This is a genomic window from Psychroserpens sp. SPM9 (assembly GCF_025153525.1).
Taxonomy (GTDB): domain Bacteria; phylum Bacteroidota; class Bacteroidia; order Flavobacteriales; family Flavobacteriaceae; genus Psychroserpens.
In genome coordinates this window covers 456,360-483,180 of the sequence record NZ_JANZNR010000002.1, presented here as the reverse complement: position 1 = coordinate 483,180, position 26,821 = coordinate 456,360, and the positions used below count along the sequence as shown (strand labels likewise).

Annotated in this window: 25 protein-coding genes and 1 tRNA gene; 9 read left to right on the top strand and 17 right to left on the bottom strand. The window is 34.8% G+C overall.

The annotated features are described in order from the left end of the window. Positions 1 to 62: 62 nt before the first annotated feature. Positions 63 to 473, bottom strand: a complete 411-nt coding sequence (gene ybeY, locus N4270_RS05975; RefSeq protein WP_260096022.1) for an rRNA maturation RNase YbeY — start codon at positions 471 to 473, stop codon at positions 63 to 65. Beyond that, the gene (locus N4270_RS05970) at positions 466 to 3,945 is read right to left on the bottom strand and encodes a DUF4175 family protein (RefSeq protein ID WP_260096021.1); all 3,480 of its coding nucleotides are present in this window, start codon (positions 3,943 to 3,945) and stop codon (positions 466 to 468) included. Before N4270_RS05970 ends, ybeY begins: the two co-directional genes overlap by 8 nt. 119 nt (positions 3,946 to 4,064) lie before the next feature. On the opposite strand from N4270_RS05970, the gene N4270_RS05965 reads away from it, so the two are divergent. Both N4270_RS05965 and gltX read left to right on the top strand, forming a co-directional pair. Then, complete coding sequence (locus N4270_RS05965) at positions 4,065 to 5,123, top strand: alkane 1-monooxygenase (protein WP_260096020.1); 1,059 nt, start codon at positions 4,065 to 4,067, stop codon at positions 5,121 to 5,123. An 89-nt stretch (positions 5,124 to 5,212) separates the two neighbouring features. Beyond that, the gene (gene gltX / locus N4270_RS05960; protein WP_260096019.1) at positions 5,213 to 6,724 is read left to right on the top strand and encodes a glutamate--tRNA ligase; all 1,512 of its coding nucleotides are present in this window, start codon (positions 5,213 to 5,215) and stop codon (positions 6,722 to 6,724) included. 8 nt (positions 6,725 to 6,732) lie between these two features. Here gltX and N4270_RS05955 read toward each other — a convergent pair whose 3' ends face one another. Then, positions 6,733 to 7,422, bottom strand: a complete 690-nt coding sequence (locus N4270_RS05955) for a PorT family protein (RefSeq protein ID WP_260096018.1) — start codon at positions 7,420 to 7,422, stop codon at positions 6,733 to 6,735. Positions 7,423 to 7,493: 71 nt separating this feature from the next. On the opposite strand from N4270_RS05955, the gene N4270_RS05950 reads away from it, so the two are divergent. After that, positions 7,494 to 8,426: an SPFH domain-containing protein gene (locus tag N4270_RS05950; RefSeq protein ID WP_260096017.1), complete on the top strand. Its 933-nt coding sequence runs from the start codon at positions 7,494 to 7,496 to the stop codon at positions 8,424 to 8,426. Between the two features lie 57 nt (positions 8,427 to 8,483). Here the strand turns inward: N4270_RS05950 and N4270_RS05945 are convergent, their stop codons facing one another. The 4 genes from N4270_RS05945 to N4270_RS05930 all read right to left on the bottom strand — a co-directional run bounded on the left by N4270_RS05945 (position 8,484) and on the right by N4270_RS05930 (position 12,627). After that, positions 8,484 to 8,687, bottom strand: coding sequence for a hypothetical protein (locus tag N4270_RS05945; protein ID WP_260096016.1), 204 nt, complete (start codon positions 8,685 to 8,687; stop codon positions 8,484 to 8,486). A gap of 73 nt (positions 8,688 to 8,760) precedes the next feature. After that, positions 8,761 to 9,927 carry an aminoacyltransferase gene (locus tag N4270_RS05940; RefSeq protein WP_260096015.1) on the bottom strand — a complete coding sequence of 389 codons (1,167 nt, stop codon included), beginning with the start codon at positions 9,925 to 9,927 and terminating at the stop codon, positions 8,761 to 8,763. Positions 9,928 to 9,991: 64 nt separating this feature from the next. Continuing rightward, positions 9,992 to 10,480: a DUF1761 domain-containing protein gene (locus N4270_RS05935; protein WP_260096014.1), complete on the bottom strand. Its 489-nt coding sequence runs from the start codon at positions 10,478 to 10,480 to the stop codon at positions 9,992 to 9,994. Between the two features lie 146 nt (positions 10,481 to 10,626). Further along, positions 10,627 to 12,627, bottom strand: a complete 2,001-nt coding sequence (locus N4270_RS05930) for a glutamine--tRNA ligase/YqeY domain fusion protein (RefSeq protein ID WP_260096013.1) — start codon at positions 12,625 to 12,627, stop codon at positions 10,627 to 10,629. A 111-nt stretch (positions 12,628 to 12,738) separates the two neighbouring features. On the opposite strand from N4270_RS05930, the gene folB reads away from it, so the two are divergent. Then, positions 12,739 to 13,101 (top strand): dihydroneopterin aldolase, encoded by a 363-nt coding sequence (folB, locus tag N4270_RS05925; RefSeq protein WP_204344505.1) that lies wholly within the window; start codon positions 12,739 to 12,741, stop codon positions 13,099 to 13,101. 84 nt (positions 13,102 to 13,185) lie between these two features. Next, positions 13,186 to 13,259: transfer RNA gene (locus N4270_RS05920), tRNA-Cys, on the top strand. A gap of 122 nt (positions 13,260 to 13,381) precedes the next feature. Here the strand turns inward: N4270_RS05920 and N4270_RS05915 are convergent. The 5 genes from N4270_RS05915 to rnr form a co-directional block, all read right to left on the bottom strand. Beyond that, positions 13,382 to 13,732: a ribose-5-phosphate isomerase gene (locus N4270_RS05915; RefSeq protein WP_260096012.1), complete on the bottom strand. Its 351-nt coding sequence runs from the start codon at positions 13,730 to 13,732 to the stop codon at positions 13,382 to 13,384. Between the two features lie 14 nt (positions 13,733 to 13,746). Next, positions 13,747 to 14,421 (bottom strand): LysE family translocator, encoded by a 675-nt coding sequence (locus N4270_RS05910; RefSeq protein ID WP_260096011.1) that lies wholly within the window; start codon positions 14,419 to 14,421, stop codon positions 13,747 to 13,749. A gap of 42 nt (positions 14,422 to 14,463) precedes the next feature. Next, positions 14,464 to 15,138: a head GIN domain-containing protein gene (locus tag N4270_RS05905; RefSeq protein ID WP_260096010.1), complete on the bottom strand. Its 675-nt coding sequence runs from the start codon at positions 15,136 to 15,138 to the stop codon at positions 14,464 to 14,466. Positions 15,139 to 15,218: 80 nt separating this feature from the next. Then, the gene (locus N4270_RS05900; RefSeq protein ID WP_260096009.1) at positions 15,219 to 15,515 is read right to left on the bottom strand and encodes a YbjQ family protein; all 297 of its coding nucleotides are present in this window, start codon (positions 15,513 to 15,515) and stop codon (positions 15,219 to 15,221) included. 218 nt (positions 15,516 to 15,733) lie between these two features. Further along, entirely contained in the window at positions 15,734 to 17,923 is a 2,190-nt protein-coding gene (gene rnr / locus N4270_RS05895) for a ribonuclease R (RefSeq protein WP_260096008.1), read from the bottom strand. Between the two features lie 845 nt (positions 17,924 to 18,768). On the opposite strand from rnr, the gene rpiB reads away from it, so the two are divergent. The 3 genes from rpiB to N4270_RS05880 are packed head-to-tail and all read left to right on the top strand — an operon-like array spanning position 18,769 to position 20,574. After that, the gene (gene rpiB, locus N4270_RS05890) at positions 18,769 to 19,203 is read left to right on the top strand and encodes a ribose 5-phosphate isomerase B (protein ID WP_260096006.1); all 435 of its coding nucleotides are present in this window, start codon (positions 18,769 to 18,771) and stop codon (positions 19,201 to 19,203) included. Then, positions 19,204 to 20,121, top strand: a complete 918-nt coding sequence (locus N4270_RS05885) for a cation diffusion facilitator family transporter (RefSeq protein ID WP_260096005.1) — start codon at positions 19,204 to 19,206, stop codon at positions 20,119 to 20,121. A gap of 6 nt (positions 20,122 to 20,127) precedes the next feature. Then, positions 20,128 to 20,574, top strand: a complete 447-nt coding sequence (locus tag N4270_RS05880) for a GNAT family N-acetyltransferase (protein ID WP_260096004.1) — start codon at positions 20,128 to 20,130, stop codon at positions 20,572 to 20,574. Here the strand turns inward: N4270_RS05880 and N4270_RS05875 are convergent. From N4270_RS05875 to N4270_RS05860, 4 genes are all read right to left on the bottom strand, one after another. Further along, the gene (locus N4270_RS05875) at positions 20,571 to 21,419 is read right to left on the bottom strand and encodes an OmpA family protein (RefSeq protein WP_260096003.1); all 849 of its coding nucleotides are present in this window, start codon (positions 21,417 to 21,419) and stop codon (positions 20,571 to 20,573) included. The genes N4270_RS05880 and N4270_RS05875 overlap by 4 nt on opposite strands. A 67-nt stretch (positions 21,420 to 21,486) precedes the next feature. Beyond that, the gene (locus tag N4270_RS05870) at positions 21,487 to 23,124 is read right to left on the bottom strand and encodes a S41 family peptidase (protein ID WP_260096002.1); all 1,638 of its coding nucleotides are present in this window, start codon (positions 23,122 to 23,124) and stop codon (positions 21,487 to 21,489) included. 11 nt (positions 23,125 to 23,135) lie between these two features. Further along, positions 23,136 to 23,513, bottom strand: coding sequence for a ribonuclease P protein component (gene rnpA / locus N4270_RS05865; protein WP_260096001.1), 378 nt, complete (start codon positions 23,511 to 23,513; stop codon positions 23,136 to 23,138). Positions 23,514 to 23,522: 9 nt separating this feature from the next. Continuing rightward, complete coding sequence (locus tag N4270_RS05860; RefSeq protein ID WP_260096000.1) at positions 23,523 to 24,323, bottom strand: LexA family transcriptional regulator; 801 nt, start codon at positions 24,321 to 24,323, stop codon at positions 23,523 to 23,525. A gap of 86 nt (positions 24,324 to 24,409) precedes the next feature. On the opposite strand from N4270_RS05860, the gene N4270_RS05855 reads away from it, so the two are divergent. Next, on the top strand, positions 24,410 to 24,913 hold the full coding sequence (locus N4270_RS05855; protein ID WP_260095999.1) for an endonuclease V: 504 nt from the start codon (positions 24,410 to 24,412) through the stop codon (positions 24,911 to 24,913). Positions 24,914 to 24,963: 50 nt separating this feature from the next. On the opposite strand, the gene N4270_RS05850 is transcribed toward N4270_RS05855, so the two are convergent. Then, positions 24,964 to 26,805, bottom strand: coding sequence for a M1 family metallopeptidase (locus N4270_RS05850; RefSeq protein WP_260095998.1), 1,842 nt, complete (start codon positions 26,803 to 26,805; stop codon positions 24,964 to 24,966). Between the last annotated feature and the right edge of the window lie 16 nt (positions 26,806 to 26,821).

Here is a 26,821-nt window from a genome sequence, read left to right as displayed (position 1 = left end):
CACGTGGAACATTATAGAATTAAATTTTTCAGTCTGCAAATATACGTCGAAATCCTAATATACTAGTTTAGTGTATTTAAATAGTAGTCTTCCTTGAGTCGCATGGTCTTCGCATCGGTTTCGGTTTTATCTTTATAACCACAATAATGAAGAATGCCATGAATGATAACGCGATGCAATTCATCATTAAAAAGGACTTGAAAATCTTTAGCATTATCAGCAACACGTTCTACAGAAATATAAATATCACCATGTAGTTCTTTTCCTACGGAATAATCGAAACTAATAATATCTGTTAAGGTATCATGATTTAAGAATTCAACATTTAATTGATGCAAATACGTGTCGTCGCAGAAGATATAATTGAGCTCACCTTCTTTACAATTTTCATTTAGAATGGCTGATGAAATCCAGTTAGAAACTTTCGTTTCATCTTCTAATTTGAAATCGGTTTCGTAATTAAAATTAATCATTAACTTTCTTAAAATACTCTTGAACTTTCTTTTTATAAACCTGTTGCAAAGGTAATGCTTGTCGGTTTAAAATTTCAGTAGTATTGAAATATTCTTTAGCGGTAGGAATTTGATTTGGAATGCTATTATCATATACCTTATTATTGGTTTCAGATTTACGTTTATTGTCTTGACCTTGCATAAAAGTAGCATTTTCCAATTTCAGTAGCTGATGTTGTAAATCCATCATCTTTTGAAGTGTTTGATTGGTAAACCCTTTATTGATTAAATCCAATTCAATCTCTTCCATCTTTTTAAGTAATTGCCCGCCAGGTCCTTTTTTACCTTCCTCGCCAAGTTTATTTTCTAAAGCCTGACGCAATTGTTGCTGACGTTGATAAATCTCATAAAGTTCACCGTTTATTTGTTCGCTATCGCCTTGACCTTCACCCTCGCCTTGTTGTTGGCCTTCTTTACCTTCCTTCCCTTCTTTACCATCTTTGGAATCGCCATTTTCTCCATCTTTTTCACCTTTCCCCTCGCCTTCTTCTCCATTTTCACCTTCTTTGGGCTTTTGTCCTTCTCCTTTTTTCATCCCTTCCTGCATCTTTTTATTGAGTTCTTCCTGACTCATAATAATGTCTGGTAATTGTTGACCCTGACCTTGCCCTTGACCCATTGAAGGATTCATTTGCATGTTCATATTATCTAAAACATCACTCAAAAAACTAGCTAATTCGTTGGTAGCTGTAATGGTATACTGTTGGGAAGAAATACCTTGATATATTTGATTTTCAGATAATTGACCTAAAGATTTATCTATATTGTAGAGCACATTGGTAATTTGTGAATTGACCTGTTCAGAAATAGCAGGTTGACGTAAAGACAATGCGAAAAGACTATCATCGATGTGTTCAAAATGCTCTCTTAAGTTACTCTGTTTACGCAAAAATTTTCCATATTCATTATGGTTAACTTCTATGCTTTTAAATTGATTCATTAAATTTTCCTGATCAAATGAAAACAACACCAGGTTATCTAAGATTTGTCGTAACACATCAATGTCTTCCTGCATTTGTTCACCACCTCCCATTTGCATTGCCTGAGACATTTTGGTCGTCATCTCTTTCATTTTTTTTGCCGCTTGCTTTTGCTTTTGCTTCGCTTTTTGCTGGTCAGGTTGTGGACCTTGAGGCTTATCGCCTTCTTGTGGTTCTTCGCCTGGTTCTTGTTCTTCAGGTTTGTCGCCACCTTGTTCTTGCTGCTCTTGCTCATCTTGCTTTTTCTGCGCTTCTAAAGCATCTGTAGCCTCTTTTTGATCTTGTTTTATAGATTCCTCTGTGGGCTTATCCTGAGGCAACTCCATAGGCTTTTTGAGTTCTTGATTTTCTTTGTCAAGATCTTCCATTTGCTTTTGGAAATCTTCAAATTTTTCGTTGAGTTTCTCCTGAGCTTCTTTAGTGTTATTTTCTTTCTTTTCTTCTGAAAGTTGTTCTTGTTCTTCAGCTAACTGCTCTAATTCTTTGAGTAATTTTTCAGCCTTTTTAGCCACATAAAAACGCTTTGTCAATTCTAAAAGTTGCTTTAAGCTTTTCTCTTTATTTTTATTTTGTTTCGCTAACTGTTCTAATTTCTGAGTAAACTCTTCTTTGTTAATTTTATCTTTCATCTTCTCCAACTCTTCTAAAAGTTTTTCGTCTTTTTTGAGTTGCTCTTCATTTTCTTCTAAGCGCTTTTGTAAATCTTCTTTAAACTGATCTTCCTCCTTATCTTCATTTTGAAATTCTTCAATGTTTTCTTTCAACTTTTTGTTGAAATTTTTCATTAATTGCTCTTGTTCTTTTTGACGTTTGATAAAATTCTCAAATTTCTTTTTGTCATTAAAATTGAGCTCTTTCTTTTCTTTTTGAGTTTTAGAAAACTCTTTTAACTCTTGATCTTGTTCTTTAAGCTTATCAAAAGTATTGCTGATGTCTTTAATAGTCTCATTCTGCTCTTCGAGTTGCTTTTGCTCTTCTTCATCCTTAGTTAGCTTTCTGTAACTAAACACCGAACTTTTTGAGCTTTTATATTGATGTAAGGCATCATTATCAAACACCTGAAAATACAATTCGTAGTCAACTCCTGCTTCTAGGTTTAACTGATTTGGAAACGCACTTACAAACTCATCAAAATTTGATTTTGAAACAGGCATTGCCTCATAAGATTTGGCTTCAGGGTTATGGCTTGGATAGTACACCATTTGCAACTTGCTCAACCCATAATCATCACTAACTTGCCCGAAAAAATACAGGGTTTGATTGTCTAAAGAATCCTTTTCCATTTTGACATCCAATTCAGGATAAGCATCTTTAATCACATTAATTGAAAAGGCTAGATTTTCGTAGTCCTTTAGTTGCTTATTACTCGTACTGATACTATAATCTGTATTAGCAAAAATACGTTTTGTCGCCTCGAATTTTCCTTCAGAAACAGGTTTAAAAACAACCGTGTCTTTGGAATAAAACACAACCTCATCTGTAGATTTTGTAAGGACATTCCAGGTCACATTGGTTCCTTCAGGAATGGTAGAACTTCCCGTACTTTTTAAAACTTCATCTTGTTTTTTGGTGTAAGCAGGATAATCCAGTACCATTTCAAAATTCACCAAAGTAGGTACTTTGATAATATCAAGCGTATAGTTTTTTGAAAGTACATCATTGGCAGACAAGCTAAACGTAAGTGCTTCTTTAGGTTGAGAAAACACATACTCAAATTGTCCAGGCGCCTTTTGCTGCATAAAAAAGGATTGGTTGTTAAAATGAATCTGTGCATTTTCTGGGATGAGCTCTCCAGCTGTGTTCACAGTCACTTTAAAATCTTTATTTTCTATGGCTTTTAAATCCTCATTAACGACAAAAAATTGAAATGGCGCTGGCGGTTCGTAGGCGGTTTTATAATTGACAACACGCTCATAGCTATCGCTAAACCAATTGATTTTTCCTGTTATAAATGACAATAGCAAAATAGCAACTGGGATGGCTGCATACTTTAAATATTTGGCGTTTTTTTTAAAATTGATGGCTAATTTGAACGGAATTGGGCTTAATTCGGCAGATTTTTGTTCGATGCTGGCTTCTAAAAGTTCTGATTGCTCACGGGTTTGATTTAACTGAAGAACATTGAGTAATTTATCATTGACTTCAGGAAAGTGATTCCCTATAATTTGTGAAGCGTCTTCGTAGTTGATGCCTTTTTGTAATTTGAATAATTTAGCCAATGGAAAGGCAATGAACTTTGCAAATAAAGCCAGTTCTACTCCAATAAAAACCCAGAACAAAATGGTTCTGGCTGTAGGATTCAGCCATAAAAAATATTCAATGAGCAAGGTGGCAATCAAATACAATAATCCGATGGCAAAAAATAAAATAACGCCTTTCAGCAATTCATTGGTATAGTACCGCTTGATAAACTGCTCTAACTTGCCCTGTATTTGTTTAAAATTATTCGCCATATATCTTATTAACTCACTAATATAGAATTTATTTTCATCTGTAATTGCTTAAATTTGGTAAGATTCTGTTAATTTCGAGGAGTTGCGTTAAATTTTAGACCATTTTAAGCACTCATTTTATGAAAGACCTTAAATACCTTACCGCTTTTTCAATTCCGTTTGTGACATGCTTCGGACTCTATTTTAAAGGTTCTCTGGTATTTCTTGCGCCTTTATATGCTTTTGTTATCCTTCCTGTTTTAGAACTCCTATTGCCTGTAGATACCGAAAACTTATCTCAGGATGCGGTTGAAAGCAAGCTAAAAAAACAGCTATTTGACTGGTTATTATACCTCAATATTCCTGTGGTTTTTGGCATCTTGTTCTTTGGATTATACGAGGCAACTACCAAAACCATTGAAACTTACGAATTGGTAGGAATGATTATTTCCGTAGGTATCGTTTTGGGTGTGAATGGTATAAACGTAGCGCACGAACTAGGTCACCGACAACATACAAACGAACGTTTTATTGGTAAAGCCTTGCTCCTGCCTTCGCTTTATATGCATTTTTATATCGAACACAATTTTGGTCATCATTTACATGCGGCAACTCCAGAAGATCCTGCTACGGCTAGATACAATCAAAGTGTCTACTCTTTTTGGTTCACCTCTGTTTTTCGGCAATATGCAAAAGCATGGGAAATTCAAGAAAAACTATTAAAAAACAACAAAAAAGGCTTCTTTTCAGTCAAAAACGACATGTTTTGGTTTGTTTTGCTTCAAATGACGTATTTAGGATTGGTGGTCTTTAGCTTCGGAATTACAGGACTTATATTTGCTGTAGGTTCAGCAATTGTAGGGATTTTACTCTTAGAAACCGTTAATTATATTGAACATTACGGATTACTCCGATTGAAAACTAAATCTGGTCGTTACGAACGCGTTAAAGAAATTCACTCATGGAACTCTAATCATGTCATTGGCCGAATTGTACTCTACGAATTAACAAGACATAGTGATCACCATTATAAAAGCTCTAAAAAGTATCAAATTTTAGATTGTCATGAAGAGAGTCCGCAAATGCCTTTCGGCTATCCAACATCCATGGTGTTAGCGATGATACCGCCTTTATGGTTTCATATTATGAATAAGCGTGTACCCAGAGATATGATTCATTTAGAAACCTGGACCAATTAGGAAAGAAAAGTACCTCGTTTCGTCTTTATTGTATTTTCTTTGTTCTTTCTTCTACGCTATTCTATCTTTGCAACCTCAAAACATTTAAAATGACCAAACCCGTTCGCGTGCGATTTGCACCAAGCCCAACAGGACCGTTACATATTGGAGGTGTTAGAACAGCGCTTTTTAATTACTTATTTGCTAAAAAATACAACGGAACCTTCGTGCTTCGTATTGAAGACACAGACCAGAACCGCTATGTTGAAGGTGCCGAAGATTATATTGTAGAATCCTTAAACTGGTGCGGAATTCCGTTTGATGAAGGTGTTGGAAAGAATGAAAAATTTGGTCCTTACCGTCAAAGTGAACGCAAGCATTTATACAAACAATATGCCGATGAACTCATTGAAAAAGGTCATGCTTATTATGCTTTTGATACTGCTGAAACTTTAGATTTCCACAGAAAAGATCACGAAGCTAAAGGAAAAACATTTATCTACAATTGGCATAACCGACTCAAATTGAGTAACTCTTTATCGCTTTCTGAAGCTGAAACAAAAGCCAAGATAGAAGCTGGAGAAGATTATGTTATTCGTTTTAAATCACCTCAAGACGAGACCTTGCATCTTAAGGATATAATTCGTGGTGCTATAAAAATTGATACCAATATTTTAGATGATAAAGTGCTGTTTAAAAGTGACGGAATGCCAACCTATCATTTGGCGAATATTGTAGATGATCATTTAATGGAAATTTCTCACGTTATTCGTGGTGAAGAGTGGTTGCCGAGTTTAGCATTACACTATCAACTGTATACTGCGTTTGGTTGGGAAGCGCCTCAGTTTGCACACTTGCCGCTTATTTTAAAACCGACAGGAAAAGGAAAACTCAGCAAACGTGATGGTGATAAATTAGGCTTTCCTGTATTTCCTTTGAAATGGACAGATCCTAAAACTGGAGACATTTCTAGAGGTTATAAAGAAGATGGTTATTTTTCTAAAGCTATGGTAAATTTCTTAGCCTTTTTAGGTTGGAATCCTGGAACCGAACAAGAAATTTTTAGTCTAGAAGAATTAGTCAATGCTTTCGAATTAGAGCGCGTTAATAAAGCTGGTGCTCGTTTTGATCCTGATAAAATCAAGTGGTTTAACCATCATTACATGCAAACGCAAGACAATTATGATTTAGCCGTCGCATTTCAGAATTCAAAACCTGAATTAGCTGAAATTGATAGTCAGTATATCGAAATGGTTGTTGCTTTAATTAAAGAACGTGCCACATTTGTTAGTGATTTTTGGGCGTTGAGCCATTTCTTTTTTGTTGCGCCTTCAGAATATGATGAAAAAGCGACAAAAAAAGCTATTAAAGACGATACAGTAACTGTTTTAACCAGCGTTAAGGAACTCATTAATGGTGTAGAAGATTTTACTGTAGAACACCTTCAAAATACAGTTAAAGGCTGGATTACCTCAAACGAGATTGGTTTTGGTAAAGTCATGATGCCATTGCGCTTAGCATTGGTTGGTGCATTACAAGGACCCGACGTGTTTGATATTATTTATATGATTGGAAAAGATGAAACCTTACAGCGCATCGATCAATTGATGGCAATCGCTTAACATTTGTATTAAAACGTAATCATTAAAGCAAAAGACAGCATGTTTTGATGACCTTCAAATTTTTCAGAAGTTGGTGTTGTCGTTAGGTTTTGATCGTTGAGCTTATTAAATATATTAGTAAACCCGTAGCTATAGGCTGCTCTTAGCTTAAAGTTACCAATACCTGCCGAAGCACCAATGACGCCATTCACATTAAACTGAGAGATCTTACTAATGTCTTTAGCCAGTAAATTATCAAACCCATCAATTACGAAATTGCTCTGATTGTCATCTTTAAGTTCCAACTCACTATTGTATTGTAATTGCGGACCTAAATCGATAGTTAAATTATCACCCAATACTTTAGCGTGTAGCATAAATGCCAATTGCACAGCCATAAGCTTGTACTCCATCTGCTCTTGAGTGATTGTTGCTAATGAAGGCCTACCAGTAATCTCTAAAGTGTTTTGCGAAAACTGGAGTCCGTAACTTACAGTGTACCATTTATGAGGAAGATCGACAGTAGCAATCATTCCACCTATAAAGCCACTACCGCTTTTAGTATTAAAATTATCGGTTGCGATGTCATATTGGGTTAATCCGCCAATGATACCAATACCGTTTTTAATGGCATAACGCTTATGCTGAGCAACAGCTGTTGTAACAAAACCGATACAAAGTGCTACTAATATTATAAACTCTTTATTTTGCTTACTCATAATGTGTGATTTGAGCAAATATAACTTAATTTAGTAACTGAGTATTTTATCTAACCCTTAAAAAAGCTTCTATGGAAAATATTATTTATTACATCCCTTTTATTTTTTTAACCTTAATTGTCATCATTTCGTCATTTTTTGTTGTTAAGCAACAAACTGCGGCTATTATTGAACGTTTTGGTAGATTTCAGAGTATTAGACATTCTGGTTTACAAATTAAAATTCCGTTAGTAGACAGAATTGCCGGCAGATTAAGTTTAAAAATTCAACAATTAGATGTGATTATCGAAACCAAAACCTTAGATGATGTTTTTGTACGTTTAAAAGTGTCTGTTCAATATAAAGTTATTAAAGATAAGGTTTATGACGCTTTCTATAAACTTGATTATCCGCATGATCAAATCACCTCTTATGTATTTGATGTGGTACGTGCCGAAGTGCCTAAAATGAAACTTGATGATGTCTTTGTACGTAAGGACGATATTGCCATAGCTGTAAAATCTGAACTTAATGATGCGATGATGGAATATGGTTATGACATTATTAAAACCTTAGTAACAGATATCGACCCAGACGCGCAAGTAAAAGCAGCTATGAATAGAATTAACGCTGCCGATCGAGAAAAAACAGCTGCGCAATACGAAGGTGATGCCGCTCGTATTTTGATTGTTGAAAAAGCAAAAGCAGAAGCTGAAAGCAAGCGTTTACAAGGTCAAGGTATTGCAGATCAGCGTCGAGAAATTGCTCGTGGATTGGAAGAATCTGTTGAAGTTTTAAACAAAGTGGGAATTAATTCTCAAGAAGCCTCAGCGCTTATCGTTGTCACACAGCATTATGATACCTTACAAGCTATTGGAGGAGAAACGAACAGCAACTTGATTTTGCTACCTAATTCACCTCAGGCTGGAAGCAATATGCTTAACGATATGGTCGCAAGTTTTACAGCGAGTAACCAAATTGGTGAAGCGATGAAAAATGCTAAAAAGAAGACCGATAACGAGTAGTTCGCGTCTTAATTTAACTATATTATAAAGTCTCAAAACTCTACTTTGAGGCTTTTTTTAGTGCCCTTCTTTGTATTTTTTTATCATGGCCTTTAAGCCGTCCAAATATTCTTGAAGCTCTTTCTCCATGGTCGCATCATTATCGGGTTTTGGTAGTGTACTTCTGGTTTCGTCTAAATATTTTTGAAGTTCTGGGTAATCTTCTTGAATTTGACGTGTTACTTTTGATATTTCGGTAAGAATTTGACTTGTCTTGTTCATAATCTTTTAACTTTAAGTGTTTATTAATTTACTTATAAATAGCTGTATTTCAAAGCGCTTTAATACAATTTTATCATTGTGACACACCAAACGGATGACGCTCTTCCCAATCTCTTATAGGGTTTGCGTATTTAACTACTAATTTTAAAACCGTATTGGCAATAATATTATTAGTATGCTTTAAATAAATGTTCATTGGGTGTGGTTGTGCGCCCACAGAACTTTTAATTTCCATAGCCGTTCTTGCAAAAATGACAGTCTTATACTGATTAGAAATACCATAAAACACCATATCAAATAACATATTTAAATACATTTGATAAGGATGCTGTAAGTCTTGCTTGTAGCCTAAAAAATAAGTCTCTAACGTATTATGATTACGTATTAAAGTATAAAAGCCAACAAGATCATCATTAAGAAAATAGCCAAATACTTTAAACGTATCTTGAAGCTGAAATTTAAGACTATAAAAATGATTTTGATGTAATTTAAAAGAATTGACACCTGCATTATCTGATACGTTTTCATACAATTCGTAAAGTGTTTTAGAATAGGTATTCACGTCTTCTAAGCTAAGTTCTTTGCAATGGATGTCGGTACACTTTTTTCTAGCCGTTTTATAACGTCTACGGTATTTTTTATTGAATGCAGACACGTAGTCTTCAGGAGATTTCCAATCTGGATGCACATCAAAAATCATATTGGGCTGCACCTTAGCTTTATATAAATTATGTCTTCGGAAAAATGATGTACTATCATGAATAGGATCGTTTTCAAAATAGTCTTTATAGGCAATAATTCTTATTTTTTTTCCATGGTTTTGCTTAACTGAACTAGTAAGTTCTTTTAAACCTTCAGCAATGCAATTGAGAAATGCATCTTGAGACAAGGATGATGCATCAAAGTAGAGTCCGTGCTGACCAGTATGCATGAGGTTTCCGACGATTAAGGCATTACCTTTAACAATCTTTGAAATGAGAATCTTTCCGCAGCGCTTAAAAAACTGATGAGACGTTTTTCTAAACACGTCATCAACGTACATCTCGACACGCTGAATGGTGGCGATACCTACTAAACGTTCGGACACAAAAACGCTCAAAAAATGAGTTGTAATATTAGACGGACTGGAATCTTCTAAAGCCTTTAGAAATGGCGTTTTCAGGAATATATCGTCTACTAATAATTCATCCCAAGTATTGGGTAAGTCGGAAACAGAATGGTATAGTTTGTAGTGTATCACAGCAAAAAATAAAGGCTGAAAATTACAATTCTCAACCTTTAATAATGTTAAATCTTATAAAATATTAGCGCCATCCACAAACAATAGCACCCATTATGGTCAATGTTAAGGTCCAATAACCCACATTAATAAAAATGTGTTTACCGCTTTTACGTTCAAATAAGCCGTTTGTTCCCATTACGGGTAATACAAAGAAAACACCAGCTAAAAAACCGTGTAACGCACCATGTTTAAAAGTTCTGAAATCACCTCCGTACACATCCATAAATGCTTGATATGTTGGTGAGACCCCTTCGGCTGTCGGGTCACCACCAATGAGGCTTACAACACCTGTTTGATGAATCACTAAAAACTGAGTAAAGAATGCTAAAACTAGAGCCAATAAAAAAGAAACACCAAAAATAACAGCCATATTTCCACCTTTCATTTTCTCCTCTGTCATTCCAGATTCACGCATCCAAACGGTTCCAAAAAGTTTTGGATTGTACCAGATAAAACCTAAAACCATAGGTACTACTGCAGCAACCAGAATTGCTAAAAAATTAAATTCCATAATGTGTTTTGATTAAAGTTAGTGTTATAAATATAGCTTAAAATGATATATAAGGTATATTTTTTAACGTTTAAGGCACGATTATATAAAGCAGAAACCCACATAATTATAATTATGTGGGTTTCTTAACTTGTAAAATATAAGTTTTAAATTGCCTTGGCTTCGGTTACTAATAGCTCGTTTTTATCGTCTAAGGCTTTTTCTATAAAGGCCTCAATTTCTGCATTGCGTTCGTGTCCGTTTTTAAGTAAAACACCAAGAGTAATCATCGTCGCAATACGAGTTCCTACCTTTTTCGCAGCAGTGTTAAAAAGGGGTTGTAAATCCTCATAACGTACCGATTCGGCGAGCTTTAAAATTTCAGCTTTAGACCTTTCTTGTTTCGCTTCTGGTAAGTTCGTGTATTTTTTTCCTAACTGTTTAATTACTTCAATAGCAGGACGTTTTTGTTGTGGCTGTTGTGGTTTATTTTGCTGTTGTGGCTTTGGTTTTTGTTTGGCCCAAGAATCTCTTAAACCTACCGTTTTATTGAACACCAAATGACCAGGTTTAGAATCGTCATCAACATTAAAATAGCCTAAACGTTGAAACTGAAAACGGTCACCAATAGCTGCATTAGCTAAACTTGGCTCAACAAAAGCATTAATCACTTTTAACGAATTTGGATTGATGAAATCCATAAAATCTTTATCTTGGTGGCTATCTGGAGCTTCATCCATAAATAAACGATCATACTCTCTCACCTCAGCCTTTATAGCGTGTTTGATAGACACCCAATGTAGTGTTCCTTTGACTTTCTTTTCGGTATCTGTAGAATAGGTACAGTGAATTTCGGTGATCTGACCTTGAGCATCTTTAACCACACTTTCTCCTTTAATGATATAGGCGTTTTTAAGTCTAACTTCACTGCCAAGTTTTAGTCTAAAAAACTTACTGCTGGCTTCTTCTTTAAAATCGGCTCTTTCGATATATAAGGCTTTTGAAAAAGGTACTTTTCTAGAACCTGCACTATCATCTTCAGGATTATTTTCGGCATCAAACCATTCTTCTTTATCGTCAGGATAATTGGTGATAACTAATTTGACAGGATCTAAAACAGCCATAACTCTTGGTGCTGTTTTATTTAAATCTTCACGAATACAAAACTCTAAAAGCGACACATCAATTACATTTTCACGTTTCGCAACCCCAACTTTCTCTATAAACTGACGAATAGAATTAGGAGTATACCCACGACGACGTAGTCCTGAAATGGTAGGCATTCTTGGGTCATCCCAACCAGAAACGATGCCTTCTTGAACCAATTTGAGTAATTTACGTTTACTCATAATGGTGTAACTTAAATTTAAACGTGCAAATTCACGTTGTTTTGGAAGCATTGGAAGTGTATTGGCTGCATAATCGTACACATGCTCCTTAAACCAGTCGTAAAGCTCTCTATGCGGCTTAAATTCAAGCGAACATAAAGAATGTGAAATTTGTTCGATGTAATCACTTTCGCCATGGGTCCAATCATACATTGGGTAGATACACCAGGTATCACCAGTCCTGTGATGGTCTTTCTTTAAAATACGATACATGATAGGATCACGCATCAACATATTAGGATGTTGCATGTCTATCTTAGCACGTAAAATATGCTCACCTTCATCAAATTCGCCGTTTTTCATACGTTCGAACAGGTCGAGGTTTTCTGCTACAGTTCTATTTCGATAGGGACCATCAACACCAGGTTGAGTTGGTGTTCCTTTTTGCTCGGCCATGGCTTCACTGGATTGTGAATCGACATAGGCTTTTCCGTCTTTTATTAATTGAACCGCCCAGTCGTACAGGGTCTGAAAATAATCTGAAGAATACAATTCGTTAGCCCATTTATACCCTAACCAAGCAACATCACGCTTAATAGCATCGACATATTCTTGTTCCTCTTTTGCTGGATTGGTATCATCAAAACGAAGGTTGACAGGTGCATTATACTTTTCTCCTAAACCAAAACTTATACCAATAGCTTTGGTATGACCAATGTGTAAATAGCCATTAGGTTCGGGAGGAAAACGAAAACGGAGTTTATCTTTTGATAAGCCATTAGCTAAATCTTCTTCTATGATATGCTCTATAAAATTGAGCGATTTTGTTTCTTCAGACATGCTTTTTAAATAATAAGCAAAGTTATTAAATTATATATCAAAAAAACATCTAAAATTAATTGGCAGTATATTTCATATTTGCGTCTTATATTTGCTTTAAAATAGAACACTTTGGGAATAATTAAAGTTGAAAATATTCGTGTTTTTGCACATCATGGCTGCTTAAAAGAAGAAACAAAAATTGGTAGTGATTATCGTGTTGATGTTGAAGTGAAGGCTGATTTACAAACTTCGGCAGTAACAGACTTGCTTAGTGATACTGTGGATTATGTGCTTTTAAACAGAATTGTAAAAGAAGAAATGCAACAACCTTCAAAATTACTGGAAACTGTTGCTAAACGTATTATAAAACGCATTTTTGCTGAAGAATCATTAGTAAAAAAAGCATCGGTAAGTGTGAGTAAACTCAATCCGCCAATTGGTGGAGATGTTGAAAGCGTAACGATAAAAATGACCGAAAGACGAAAAAACTAAGGGTTTGTCTTGTTAAATGGTAAATTTTTATAAATTTGCTGACTTGTTAGAATTAACGAGTAGCCTTTTTTAAAAGGTATCTATGGCATCTTGGCCGAGTGGCTAGGCAGAGGTCTGCAAAACCTTGTACAGCGGTTCGAATCCGCTAGATGCCTCCAAAACCTTCAACCTAAGTTGAGGGTTTTTTTGTTTTTATAAAATTAATTAAATAGCTAAAGCAGTTAAAATGAGATGCTGAAACCAGTTCAGCATGACGCTATCCAATAGTGTTATCATGGATTTAATTATACCAGACAGCATAACGCTGACGTCGCAATTCTAAAGCTAAAGTTTCTTCCATCTTTAAAGCTTCTGCTCTGGTGGCTAATGGCGGAATGTGATTGTACAAGCTCGGTCGTAAATAGGACCCATATTTTTCTACGATATTAGACGATAGCTTATAACCTTTTTTGTTTCGGTAACCGGTTTTGTGTTGTTCAAAACGTTCCTTAGGTGTTTTACTCGTCATCCCCACATACAAACACTCTAATACACCATTAAATTGCGGATTAGCTTCTCTAAATTTTCGGTGTTCGCTAAAGACTCTTTTTGATAATTCTACGACGTAAATGCGGTATTCGGTTTTAGGCATAGTCTACACTAGAGTTATAATCTATGTTCAATTTGTTCTTGGAGTCGTTCTTTGCCTTTTGGGAAAAAACCCTGAACTAACAGTAAAATACCAAAACCTAAAATCACTAAGGCTACAATTTTTTTAGTTTTAAAAATCAGTCTTGGTGTAAGACGACTTCGCAGGCGTTTGGCGATGGCTATTTTTACTAAATCGGTTAAAAAATAAACGGTGAGCATGGTCGTAATAAAAACAGTCACTCCATTTTCGGAGGTTGTAATTGAGCTTCCTATCACGATAAAACCTAACCATCCTAAAAGCACGCCAATATTGATAAAATTGAGTAAAAACCCTTTTATAAAAAGTTTGCCGTAGGCATTTTTCTGAATTTCTACTTTGTGATATTCTTTAACAATGGCCCGAAAGGATTTAGAAGTCTTAATAAATGAAATAAAGCCATAAACGGCTAAAAGCACACCTCCAAAAATTAAGAAATTAGGATCGTCTTTAATTTTACTAATAAGGTTATTAGTACTATAAAAAGCGAGTAAAATAAAGATAATATCGGCTAAAATAACGCCTAAATCGAATATTAAAGCGCTTTTAAATCCTTTGGTTGCACTGGTCTCGAGCAGTACAAAAAATACTGGTCCGATAGTGAACGCTAAGATAATTCCGAAAGGAATAGCTGCTAAAATATCATCAAACATAAAGGAAATAACTTTCCTACAAAGCTAATAAAAAAGAAAGGATTAGTCCATACGCTTAATTCTTCCGCCTAAAGTCGTTTTTTCTTTGACATGTTCTGGGTTTCCGTAGATATTAATATCACCACCAGCTGTCACACGAGCATCCACTGTTTTTGATGCAAAGACATCGGCTTCGCCTGCCGCTTTAATGTTAACAGTAGTATTTTTAGTTTCAAAAGATCGGCCTTCGTAAACGCCACCAGTATTGAGTGTAATCGCTTGAGAAATGGCTTTACCTCTAGTTTCAACGATGCCACCTGAAACGGCTTTAATATCCACTTGATCGACATCTAAGCCTATTTTTAAGTGGGCACCTTCTTGAGCTCTTAATTCGATATGACTTTGCTTGATAAGTTCGTTTGCTGTGATGAAGGCACCTTCATTACCATCTATGATATCGAGTTTTGTGTAGTATACCGATACGAATGTACGATCACCATTAAAACTCTTATCGGTCTTCATTCTAATTTTTAATTTTCCGTCTTTATTAACCACCACCACATCTTCGATATCATCACCTGTGATTTCTACTTTTGGTGTATCGGCTTTGATCAGATTTACGACTATTAAATCGTAAACTTTCACTTCATTGAAGTCGCCAACTCCCTTTTCTTTTGGGTTTTGGGCTGTTAATACGGAAGTTACTACAAGTAATGCAATGGTAAAAAGCGTTTTCATTTTGAATCTGTTTAAAGTATGTACGTTTGGTTTCTGTATTAAAGATGCTCTTAAACGTTTATTGTTACAGTTGTCAAAAATTAAGCGACAGAAACTGCAGTTCCAGTTACCGAAACCATGGCGTAATTACTTGCCATTAATTCAATTTCAACTTTAATACCTACAACGGCATTAGCACCTAGTTTTTTAGCGTTTTCGGTAAGTGTCTGGAATGCTTGTTCTTTGGTTGAATCAATACTATCCTGAATAGCTTTATAGTATTTAGAAATACTAAATCCCATGTTTAATTTACCGTCGTGAATTGAAACACCTGTGACGATGCCTTTGTAATCTGATATTTTAAAACCTTCGATTGAATTGGTTGTGGTTAGAATCATGGTAATTAAATTTGTATAAAATGAAAAGTTACAGATACAAAGTTATGAGATGCTGAACTAAATTCAGCATGACGCTTACTACTTTTTTCACTACTAAGTTTCAATGTGACCTCCTATTTTTATACACATTACAGATTCGCGTTAAGGATGGCAGTGGCATCCTTTTGGTTGTTACCAAAAGATATAACGGACAGCCTGACCTTTAGGTAACGCCCAAATTAAGAAGCTTCGTGCTTACCGATTAAGGTAAAATCTAAGTGTTTTTTAACCAAATCGGTATTTTTAACTTTTACAACTACCTCATCACCAAGTTGATACATGGTTTTTGAATTTTTACCAATGAGTGCATAATGGTCTTCATTAAATTCGTAATGATCGTCTTTCATATCGCGAACACTCACCATACCTTCACATTTATTGGAGATAATTTCTACATAAATTCCCCAATCGGTCACCCCAGAAATGACACCGACAAATTCTTCGTTTTTATGATCTTCCATAAAGCGAATCTGCATGTATTTGATTGAATCTCTTTCGGCTTTAGTGGCGAGATTTTCCATATTGCTGGAATGGTTACATTTATCTTCGTAAGCCTCTTCGCTCACCGATTTTCCGCCATCTAAATAATGCTGAAGTAAGCGATGTGCCATCACATCAGGATATCGTCTGATAGGCGATGTAAAATGACTGTAATAGTCAAATGCGAGTCCGTAATGCCCAATATTATGTGTGGAATATTCGGCTTTACTCATGGTACGAATCGTAAGTGTATCGACCAGGTTTTGTTCCTTTTTACCGTTCACATCTTTAAGGAGATTGTTTAATGAGGCAGACACGCTTTTTCGGTCTTTAAAATTGAGTTTATAACCAAAGCGTCCGACCACATTTTGTAAGGCTGCTAATTTAGAATCATCGGGTTCGTCGTGTACACGATACACGAAAGTCTTCTTTTGTTTACCCACAAATTCACCCACTTTTTTGTTAGCTAATAGCATAAATTCTTCAATCAATTTATTAGCATCTTTACTCGTTTTAAAGTAGACACCTATTGGGTTAGCCTCTTCGTCTAAATTGAATTTAACTTCGACTTTATCAAATGAAATAGCGCCTGTACTCATACGTTTACGACGCATGATTTTGGCAAGCTCGTCGAGTTTTAAAACAGCATCAGCAACAGCTTGATTGGCTAAATAAGGCTTTCCGGTTAAGGATACTTCAGCTGGAATCTGGTTGGCTTTGGTTTCTATGATAGCCTGTGCTTCTTCGTAAGCAAAACGCGCATCAGAATAGGTCACCGTTCGCCCAAACCACTGGTCTTTAATTTCGGCTTTATCGTTCATTTTAAACACTGCAGAAAAAGTGTATTTTTCTTCATGTGGACGTAATGAACATGCACCATTTGATAAGATTTCAGGAAGCATTGGTACTACTCTATCTACCAAATACACAGAGGTTGCACGCTCATAGGCTTCATCATCGAGAATGGTACCTTCTTGTAAATAGTGAGAGACATCTGCGATATGAATTCCGATTTCATATAAACCATTATCCAGCACTTTAAAAGATAAAGCATCATCAAAATCTTTAGCATCTTTGGGATCGATAGTAAAGGTTAAATCTTGCCGCATATCACGACGCTTGGCGATTTCCTCTTTGGTAATAGAGGTATCTATTTTATTAGCAAATTCTTCGACTTCGTGCGGAAATTCCATTGGTAAACCGTATTCGGCAAGGATTGCATGAATCTCGGTATTGTGTTCCCCTGGTTTTCCAAGGACTTTAAGAACTTTCCCGTAAGGAGAATCGGCTTTTTCTGGCCAGTCTTCGAGAGATACCAGTACTTTATCACCTTCTTCGGCTTTGTTAATTTTATTGATAGGAACAAAAATATCGGTATACATTTTATTGCCATCCGGAACCACAAAAGCATAACTTTTATGAATCTGGATCACACCAACATATTCACTTTTTGCACGTTTGATAATATTGGTAATCTCACCTTCTATCTTGCCACGCTTTCTTCGTTTATAGGCATAGAATTCGACCTCATCACCATGAAGGGCTTTATTCATATTATTTGAAGCAATGTAGATATCTTCATCAAAATCGTCGCTGATAATATAACCTGAACCTCTGGACGCCATATCGACGATACCAATGTGGTATTCGGTATTAATGATAGCTTTAAATTTACCACGATCTACTTCTTCAATCTCTTGCTTTGCTTTGAGCTGCTGAAGTTTCTTTATAATTTGATTTCTGCTACTAGCATCATTAACACCAAGTTTAGCAGCAATTTGTTTATAGTTAAAAGTTTGATTTCTATCTTTTTTTAAAATACTTAGAATGGTATTTGTAAGGTTGGAAATCTTGTTATGTGATGATTTCCTTTTTTTCTTTTTTGTCATTTAATTTGTAATCATATTCTTTTCCTAAAAGTGTTAGGAATTCTAAATTTTAACTTAATAGAAGGAGGAGAGAAGCTATTAAGTTTCTGCAAATCTACGGTTTAATTATTTAATAGTGTTTAATCTACGTTAAATTAATGGAAAGGTCCTGTAAAATCCTTTATTCTATATTTATATTTTTAGTTGCTTTTCCTTTGTATATAGTAATGTAAATAAAAAAATTGAATGATTTATTTTTAAGATAAATTTCATTATAGATTAAATCATCTAAATTAAAAACTTATGTTATCAACATATATATACATATCATCTTTTTTCTTTTAAAATTTAAAAAATAAAATGATGCTTATTATTGCTTGTTAATAGCGTCTATAACTTTTTAAACTTTTGTTTTGATATATGACTTATAAGAATTACTTAATATGTAGTTAACATTAATTTTACATTTAAACTGCTCATTTTTAAGTGTATTTAGAATACTATTAACAGCTGTTGATAACCACTGTTGACAACTTAAATTTGAAAAGTATTTCTAAAATTCTTGTTGGTATCTTAAGATTTGTATGCTGATAACTTCGCCAAAAAAAACGATTAACTTTTTAGGTTTTCTAAGAGTCTTTTTTGTTTGAAAAAATTAATAGATAATCCTAATAAAAGTTATAATTACTTTAGACAAGATATGAACAAGTAATCCCTAAAATTCTACATGATGTTAACAGCCTTTATTAAGGAGCTCAAATTCATAATCTGATAAACTTAATTATTATGGATAACTAAAGCAGTTATCCTTGGTTTTATTTGTTAGCAATTATTAACTTTAAGGTTTTAAACAACACTTCAAAATCATGAATATTTCAATAGGTAATGATCACGCGGGAACCGAGTATAAACAAGCTATTGTAGCACATTTAGAAGCCAAAGGTTATACTGTTAATAACTACGGAACAAATACAAATGATAGTGTTGACTATCCTGATTTTGTTCATCCGGTTGCTCAAGATATTGAATCTAAAAAAGTAGATTTTGGTATTATTGTTTGCGGTAGTGGGAATGGCGCTAATATGACAGCTAATAAGCATCAAGGTGTCCGTTCGGCCTTATGTTGGACCAAAGAAATTACAGCTTTAGCGCGACAACACAACAATGCTAATATTTTAAGTATACCTGCCCGTTTTACGGCTTTACAACAAGTTATTGAAATGGTCGATACCTTTTTAAATACCGAATTTGAAGGTGGTCGCCATCAAAAGCGAGTGGATAAGATTCCAGTAGCATGCTAAATGAGTCAGTTTCATTCTCATAAGCATTCTCACAATCACAAAGATCTAAAAGGCCAGAAGCTTTTAATTTCTATAGTATTAAACATTGTTATTACTGTAGCTCAGGTTATAGGCGGACTCGTTTCTGGTAGCTTATCATTACTTAGTGATGCACTTCATAATTTTAGTGATGTTTTGTCTTTAATTGTAAGTTATGTCGCTTCCAGACTAACAAAGAAAAAAGCATCAATCGATAAAACATTTGGTTATAAACGTGCCGAAATTTTAGCGGCTTTCATTAATGCCAGTACTTTAATAATTGTCGCTGTTATTTTAATAAAGGAGGCTATTGAACGTTTTAAGAATCCGCAAGTTATAGACTCTCAAATCGTTATATGGCTGGCTTTATTGGCTATTATTGGTAATGGTTTAAGTGTGTTATTATTAAAAAAAGATTCTAAGCATAATATAAATATGCGTTCAGCTTATTTACACTTACTAACAGATATGTTGGCTAGTGTTGCCGTATTAGTTGGAGGTTTACTTATGAAATACTACCAGTTGTATTGGGTGGATAGCTTGCTCACTTTATTGATAGCTTTGTATTTAATTTGGGTTGGATATGATTTATCAAAAACGTCTACCAAAATGTTAATGTTATTTACACCAGAACACATTAACATAAAAGATGTTGTTAGAGCGGTAAATAAATTACCCAAAGTCAATAAGCTTCATCATGTTCATATCTGGAATTTAAGTGATGATGAGCTGCATTTAGAAGCGCATTTAGACTTAACAGAAGACATTACGACAACAGAATTTAATACCTTGCTTTCTACTATTGAAACTATTTTACATGATGAATTCGATATTAATCATGTAACAATCCAACCTGAATTTAATAAAGAAGATCCTAAAGAAGTCATCGTTCAAGATTAAGTAATTATGATAGAAATTAAAGTTAAAACCTTTCAAGAATTAACAACTCAAGAGCTTTACGATGTGCTTCAGTTAAGGAGTGAAGTTTTTGTAGTTGAACAAGATTGTGTATATCAGGATATAGATGGTAAAGATCAAAAAGCCTTGCATATTATTGGTTATAAAAATAACAAAGTCGTTGCGTATACAAGAATTTTTAAACCTGGTGATTATTTTGAATTTGCAAGTATTGGTAGAGTAGTGGTAGTAGCTAATGAACGCAAGTACAGTTATGGTTATGACATTATGAATGCTTCAGTAAAAGCGATAAAAGAACATCACAAGGTGTCCGTAATAAAAGTCTCGGCTCAAACCTATTTAAAGCGATTTTATAACAATCTGAAATTTTTTGAAGTAGGCGAGGAGTATCTAGAAGATGGGATTCCTCATATTGCAATGATTAGAGAAGATTAATTACTCTCACCCACATAAGTGATTAATATCTCAACACGACGATCTAATTTAGGTTCACCTCCTAACGGAAATTTTCTACGCATACCCACATATTTCATTCGTCTGGTACTTACGCCTTTTTTAGCCAGATAATCGTAGATGAATTTTGCTCGGGCGACAGATAAATTTCGTTTCTTAGTCTTACGATCAATAGCATCTCTACTATTTTTAGTACAACATACATGACCTTGAATGGTAAAATAAATGTCTTTACGTTCTAAAAGAATTTCGGCAATTTCTTTAAGGGTTTCTTTAGATTCTGGTAACAATTTACTGTAGCCTGTTTTAAACAAAATATTATTGAGTTCAAATTTATCACCTGCTTTAAGGTCGCCTTTTAGAATTTCTTTTGCTTCTTTTTTCTTAGCATCAGTAACCTCAGGAGACTCTTTGGGTCTGGGCGGAAAAACAGAGGTTACAATAATTTCAACTTTACGGTTGAGCCCTCTAATTTTATTTAAATCATCTTCTTTAACCAGTTTCAGCAAGATTTCCCCTTTGCCATCCACATTGGTTATGACCGATTCGTCAAATTCGTTATTTGAAAATATAGTTTTTATAGAGTTGGCGCGTTCCTGAGACAATTTTAAATTATAAGTATCACTTCCTCGATCATCAGTAAACCCATAAATTGAAATTTTAGCGATGTCCATTCCTTCAATTTCAGATAAAAACATGAGTAATCTGTTGTGTTCTGTTGGAGGGACTTCAAACTTATCGGTCTCAAAATATACCTCATGAGTTCTCTCTTTTTGAGCTAACAAAAGTTGAGAACATAGAAGTGTTATGAGTAGTAGATATTTCATATTATGGTTTAAAGTAAAAACTAAATATAATTTTTTTTAAGGTTTTAGTCAAGTTTTTAGAGCGTCATCAATTTAAATAACTCTGATAATTTGAAGGGTTTTTAAGTATTTCTACACCTTTTTGAATCTCAAAATTGCTAGCTACATAATAAGTATATAAACCTTCACGATAGAAATAACGTTTAACAATTTCATCTGAAAGTAACGCTAATATCTGAGCTTTGTTATCGTCAATTGCTTTGTTTTTATAACGGTTTAAAGCTGAAATTAATTCGGAATAATCCGAATCTATTGCCTTATTAATTTGTTCTTCATTAGCTACTAAAAGTGCATTAGCAAAGGCTTTTTCGGTTTTGGTCTCGAAGTTAAAATTATTAGCCTGAAGGAAATTTTTAAAGTTATTGAATTCGGTATCCAAAAGTTCAAAATTCTCTAAATTATTGGGTGCTGGATGACTGTAATAATAGTTTGTAGCATATTTAAAAATCAAGTTATCATTGATAATCGCTTTGGTAATCGGACTCAATTTCGTGGCATCTAATTCCAAATCTGGTTGAATGCCACCGCCATCATAAACCGTTCGTCCTTTTTTAGTTTTAAAGGCGTTGTAGTTTTCTTGTTTGATACGCGTGGCCTTTCCATTCTCATCACGATTCCAGTAATCTAATGCCTGAATACAACGTCCTGAAGGTGTATAATACCTAGAAATTGTAATTTTCATTTGAGTTCCGTAGGTGAGTTTTTTAGGGCGTTGTACCAAACCTTTTCCAAAACTACGAGCTCCAATCACGACAGCACGATCTAGATCCTGTAAAGCACCAGAGACAATCTCACTTGCTGAAGCACTGGCACCATCAATTAAAACTACTAAAGGAATTTCGGTATCAATAGGATCCTTACTTGTATAATAGGTTTTATTGTATTTTTTGACTTTAGATTTTGTCGTAACAACCAATTGGTTTTTAGGCACAAAAATATTAGTCACATTAACGGCTTCTCTAAGTAAACCTCCAGGATTGCCACGTAAATCTAAAATTAGTTTTTTGGCACCTTGATTTTTTAGTGAGCGAAGTGCACTTATGGTTTCAGAAGACGTTTTCTCGTTAAACTTTCTAAGCACAATATACCCAATGGTTTCGTTAACCATCGAGTAATGCGGAACAGCGTGAATATCTACAGCTTCTCTTTTTATGGTAGTTGTTTCTGTGTTTCCTTGTCTTAAAAAGGTCACATTAACGGTTGTTCCTGCTGCACCTTGTAACAAATTACCTGCATCATCTTTAAAATCGGCAACCACCACATTATCAACCTTTATAATCTCGTCTCCAGCTTTGAGTCCGGCTTTATCTGCGGCATAATCTTTATAAGGTTCGATAATCACCAGCTTATCTTTTAAAGTCAATACATTAGCACCAATCCCAGTATAATCACCTGCGTTATTAATTCTGGCCGCTTCTACGTCTTGTTCATTGTAGTAATTTGTGTACGGATCTAAATCTTCTAACATACTCTTTATCGCCGTATCCATTAAATCGCCAGGATTGGTATCATCAACATAATTCATGTTGAGTTCTTTAAAAAGTGTGGTAAAAATTTCTATTTGTTTAGCGATTTCAAAAAAGTCACTTTTAAAGGCTGTTCCGCTAAAAAAAACAGTAAGAGCCAGTAGCGGAATAAGTATGCGTCGTTGTAGTAGTTTTCGCATGATAATTTTATTTAGTGTTTGGATACCTTTTTTGAAAAAGTATCTAAAAGTTGTTTCATTTTTGTTTCTACGGAATCAAAATCTGTTCCATCCTTACCAAGGTACAAAATCATTAACGCATAACAAGGTGAAATGTTGTTAAAATAAGTCGATTTATGAAGTCGGTAAGCTTCTCTCAATAAGCGTTTGATGCGATTTCTATCGACAGCTTTTTTAAAATTTCGCTTACTTACTGAAACACCTGTTTTAAATTGAGTATCGTCGTCAAAGCTTGTTTTTAAGTAAACCATTCGCAGCGGATAAGCCGAAACCGATTTGCCTTCAGAAAATAATTGCTCTATGAGTTTTTGACTTTTTAGCTTTTCTTTTTTTGGATATGTAAATGACATCTAGCGGCTTTATTTTTGCGAAACGCGTTGTTCTAAACTCTTGATTTTTAATTCTAAATCCTGAAGCTTATCACTCACATCTACAGGTTCGGGCATTTGTTTTGATGCGTACATGGTCACATACCACAATTCTATGATATCCTGAGCATTAATATTAAAATTGGGGTAATTACCATCAGCATTATCACTTTTTAAGGTGAGAAACCCTTGATCTTTTATACGATTGTAAACACGCTTTAAAACAATGCCGTCATTTTTACTTACAACCACATACACCCGACCATCTTTAAGGTCATCAAAGTTTTCTACATATTTTCCAAACACCATATCACCATCGTAAAAGGTTTTTAACATCGAATTCCCCTGAACTTCAAAGCAGCGAAAACTCCCATGAGTAAGTTGTGGCATATAAAAGGCCGGTAAGCTTTCAATAAATTCGGTGTCTTCGTAGCCATTTAAATAACCTGCTCGCGCCTTTGAAGGCACGTAAATCACATTTTCGTCTCCATCAGGTGTGGTTGATATAACCTTTGGTATTCCAGAATATGTTGGAGTTTTAGGGTGTTCCGACTTCAGCATTGATGTGCTTTTTCCGAAGAGATAATCAGGATTGATATCAAATTCATCAATAATAGCCAAAAGAACATCATAACCTGGTTTGGTTTTTTTACGCGAACCGTCGGCTTGAGGCCTTCCGTTAACAATACTGTCTATTGTGGTTCCTGTCACTCCAATACGTTTTGAAAACGCATAATTATTAAGGTTGAAGTGATGAATTATTGCCGTTATTTTTTGATCTATTTGTTCCATAATATTTAAGATTATAAAATTAGTCAAAAATCAAACATTTGTGGTAATATTGACTTTAATTTATAGGTTTCAGAAATTTAATCCTTATGTATCTTGCTTTAGATGTTCATTATAAATCCAATTATGCTAAAAGTGTCGGTGTCATTTTCGAAACGGTTCATGATGCAATTGCTCAACAGGTTGTTATTGCGCAAATTGATGAGGTAAAACCGTATGAGCCAGGTGCATTTTATAAGCGAGAACTACCTTGTTTACTTCAAGTTATTTCTAAAGTGAAACTCGGTTCGTTAGATGCAATTTTAGTAGATGGTCACGTGTACATTGACGATTCACTTAACTATGGATTAGGTGGTTATTTGTATGAAGCACTTGCGTCTAAAATTCCAATAATAGGGATTGCTAAACGTGCGTTTCATTCTAATAGAAATACGGTTAAAGAAGTTTTTAGAGGGTCTAGTGAAAACCCGTTGTATGTATCTGCTATAGGTATGGATTTGGATGAGGCTGCGGCTTTTATTTCTAATATGCATGGTGATTATAGGCATCCTACACTTTTAAAATCTCTTGATACACATACAAAAACACCATAAAAAAAGCCGCAATCAAAGTGCGGCTTTTAGACTATTTTAAAACTAATTTATTATTCTGAAACAGGATATACGTTATTAGCTGCGTTGACATCTGCCATCATGCCTTTTGAATCAATTTGAACAGATTTCACTGTTTTTGAAGCTTCAAAAGTATATGTTGGGAATGCCCAAGCCCAATCCTCAATCGTAGTCGCCTCGGTAGGTTTAGTACCACGCATCATACGCAATGGGATGTAAAAATCTTCAGTTGTACCATCTGTATAAGTAACTGTAAGATCTATAGGCATTGGCATAACACCAAGTCTTTCGAGGGTTACAGTACGACCTTCAACAGCGGTTACAGCATAATCAATAGTATTAGTCGTTTGTGCAAAATCTATTAAATACCAATCTAATTCTAATCCAGAAACACGTTCGGCAGTTCTTACAATATCCATTGGTTTAGGATGTTTAAATGCAAAATCTGTATAGTATTTTTTGATGGTTTTATTGAGGTTATCTTCTCCAATAATATAACCTAATTGAGCCATAAAAACGGCACCTTTACTGTAAGCTGAAATGCCATAAGCCTGATTATAAGTATAACGGTCTGCATGCGTTGTTAAAGGTTGTTCTATTCCAGAATTTGCCAAATACACATAACCTCGATACGAGCCAGTATGTGGATTATCAGAGTTTCGGTCCATTATTTCATTCATGGCTAAGCTGGAAATATAACTTGTAAACCCTTCGTCCATCCACTCGTGTTTAGCCTCGTTTGTTGCTAGTAAAAACTGAAACCATGTATGAGCCATTTCGTGAGCTGTAACACCCACTAAACTTCCATAACTACGTTCTCCGGTAATTAAAGTACACATGGCATATTCCATACCACCATCACCTCCTTGAATAACCGAATATTGTTTATAAGGATAAGGACCAATATGTTCACTAAAATACTGCATAAGTTCTGCCGTTTTAGGCTGTAACTTTTTCCAGTTTTCTAAATTTTCGGCAGGCATATTATTTTGATAGTAAAAATGTAATAACGGTCCGTCTGGAACCTGAAATGTATCATGGATAAAGTCTGGGTCTGCTGCCCAAGTAAAATCGTGAACATTTGGTGCTTTAAAGTGCCAAGTTGCCGTTTTTCCCTTTGCTTGTTTTACCTCATCAGGATTTTGAAGATAGCCAGTACCTCCAATTACATAAGATTTATCTAAGGTAATTTTAACATCAAAATTTCCCCAAACCCCATAAAATTCTCTTGCAATATAAGGGTCGGCATGCCAGCCTTCGTCATCATATTCGGCAAGTTTTGGATACCATTGCGTCATTGATAAGGCAACCCCTTCTTTGTTATTACGACCAGAACGACGGATTTGTACAGGCACCTGGCCATCAAATTCCATATCAAAATTAACAGTTTCTCCAGACTGGATAGGCGACTTTAAATCGACAATCATAACAGTGCCTTCAATCTCGTAATTGAGTGCTTTGCCGTTTTGTTTTAAAGACTTGACTTTTATAAATCCGATTTCGTCGTCTTTTAATTTTGAAATCCGACTTTCAATTTTTGGTGCTTCTTTGGTACCAACATTTTCAGTCATTCTCCCATCAGGATCTTTTATACTTAAGATACGTGCATTCATTTCGCTATCAGGCTGAAATGCGTTAAAGTATAAATGATAGTAAACACGGTCCAATACATCGGGAGAATTATTAGTGTATGCAATTGTTTGTGTGCCTTTAAACTGATAGGTGTTAACATCCATATCAATAGCCATGGTATAGTTGGCTTGCTGCTGCCAAAACCCGTCAGCTTTATAAGTTATAGTGTTATCTTGAGCATTGATTTCCGAAGAAAAAAATGCAACATACCAACACAGTAGAGCTCCAATTTTAAATTTCATAATTTTTGTTTTTAAG

Bases quoted from the DNA above. Each gene is read 5' to 3' on its own strand.
- ybeY (WP_260096022.1), bottom strand. From the start codon at position 473: ATGATTAATTTTAATTACGAAACCGATTTCAAATTAGAAGATGAAACG.
- N4270_RS05970 (WP_260096021.1), bottom strand. From the start codon at position 3,945: ATGGCGAATAATTTTAAACAAATACAGGGCAAGTTAGAGCAGTTTATC.
- N4270_RS05965 (WP_260096020.1), top strand. From the start codon at position 4,065: ATGAAAGACCTTAAATACCTTACCGCTTTTTCAATTCCGTTTGTGACA.
- gltX (WP_260096019.1), top strand. From the start codon at position 5,213: ATGACCAAACCCGTTCGCGTGCGATTTGCACCAAGCCCAACAGGACCG.
- N4270_RS05955 (WP_260096018.1), bottom strand. From the start codon at position 7,422: ATGAGTAAGCAAAATAAAGAGTTTATAATATTAGTAGCACTTTGTATC.
- N4270_RS05950 (WP_260096017.1), top strand. From the start codon at position 7,494: ATGGAAAATATTATTTATTACATCCCTTTTATTTTTTTAACCTTAATT.
- N4270_RS05945 (WP_260096016.1), bottom strand. From the start codon at position 8,687: ATGAACAAGACAAGTCAAATTCTTACCGAAATATCAAAAGTAACACGT.
- N4270_RS05935 (WP_260096014.1), bottom strand. From the start codon at position 10,480: ATGGAATTTAATTTTTTAGCAATTCTGGTTGCTGCAGTAGTACCTATG.
- N4270_RS05930 (WP_260096013.1), bottom strand. From the start codon at position 12,627: ATGTCTGAAGAAACAAAATCGCTCAATTTTATAGAGCATATCATAGAA.
- N4270_RS05915 (WP_260096012.1), bottom strand. From the start codon at position 13,732: ATGCCTAAAACCGAATACCGCATTTACGTCGTAGAATTATCAAAAAGA.
- N4270_RS05910 (WP_260096011.1), bottom strand. From the start codon at position 14,421: ATGTTTGATGATATTTTAGCAGCTATTCCTTTCGGAATTATCTTAGCG.
- N4270_RS05905 (WP_260096010.1), bottom strand. From the start codon at position 15,138: ATGAAAACGCTTTTTACCATTGCATTACTTGTAGTAACTTCCGTATTA.
- N4270_RS05900 (WP_260096009.1), bottom strand. From the start codon at position 15,515: ATGATTCTAACCACAACCAATTCAATCGAAGGTTTTAAAATATCAGAT.
- rnr (WP_260096008.1), bottom strand. From the start codon at position 17,923: ATGACAAAAAAGAAAAAAAGGAAATCATCACATAACAAGATTTCCAAC.
- rpiB (WP_260096006.1), top strand. From the start codon at position 18,769: ATGAATATTTCAATAGGTAATGATCACGCGGGAACCGAGTATAAACAA.
- N4270_RS05885 (WP_260096005.1), top strand. From the start codon at position 19,204: ATGAGTCAGTTTCATTCTCATAAGCATTCTCACAATCACAAAGATCTA.
- N4270_RS05880 (WP_260096004.1), top strand. From the start codon at position 20,128: ATGATAGAAATTAAAGTTAAAACCTTTCAAGAATTAACAACTCAAGAG.
- N4270_RS05875 (WP_260096003.1), bottom strand. From the start codon at position 21,419: ATGAAATATCTACTACTCATAACACTTCTATGTTCTCAACTTTTGTTA.
- N4270_RS05870 (WP_260096002.1), bottom strand. From the start codon at position 23,124: ATGCGAAAACTACTACAACGACGCATACTTATTCCGCTACTGGCTCTT.
- rnpA (WP_260096001.1), bottom strand. From the start codon at position 23,513: ATGTCATTTACATATCCAAAAAAAGAAAAGCTAAAAAGTCAAAAACTC.
- N4270_RS05860 (WP_260096000.1), bottom strand. From the start codon at position 24,323: ATGGAACAAATAGATCAAAAAATAACGGCAATAATTCATCACTTCAAC.
- N4270_RS05855 (WP_260095999.1), top strand. From the start codon at position 24,410: ATGTATCTTGCTTTAGATGTTCATTATAAATCCAATTATGCTAAAAGT.
- N4270_RS05850 (WP_260095998.1), bottom strand. From the start codon at position 26,805: ATGAAATTTAAAATTGGAGCTCTACTGTGTTGGTATGTTGCATTTTTT.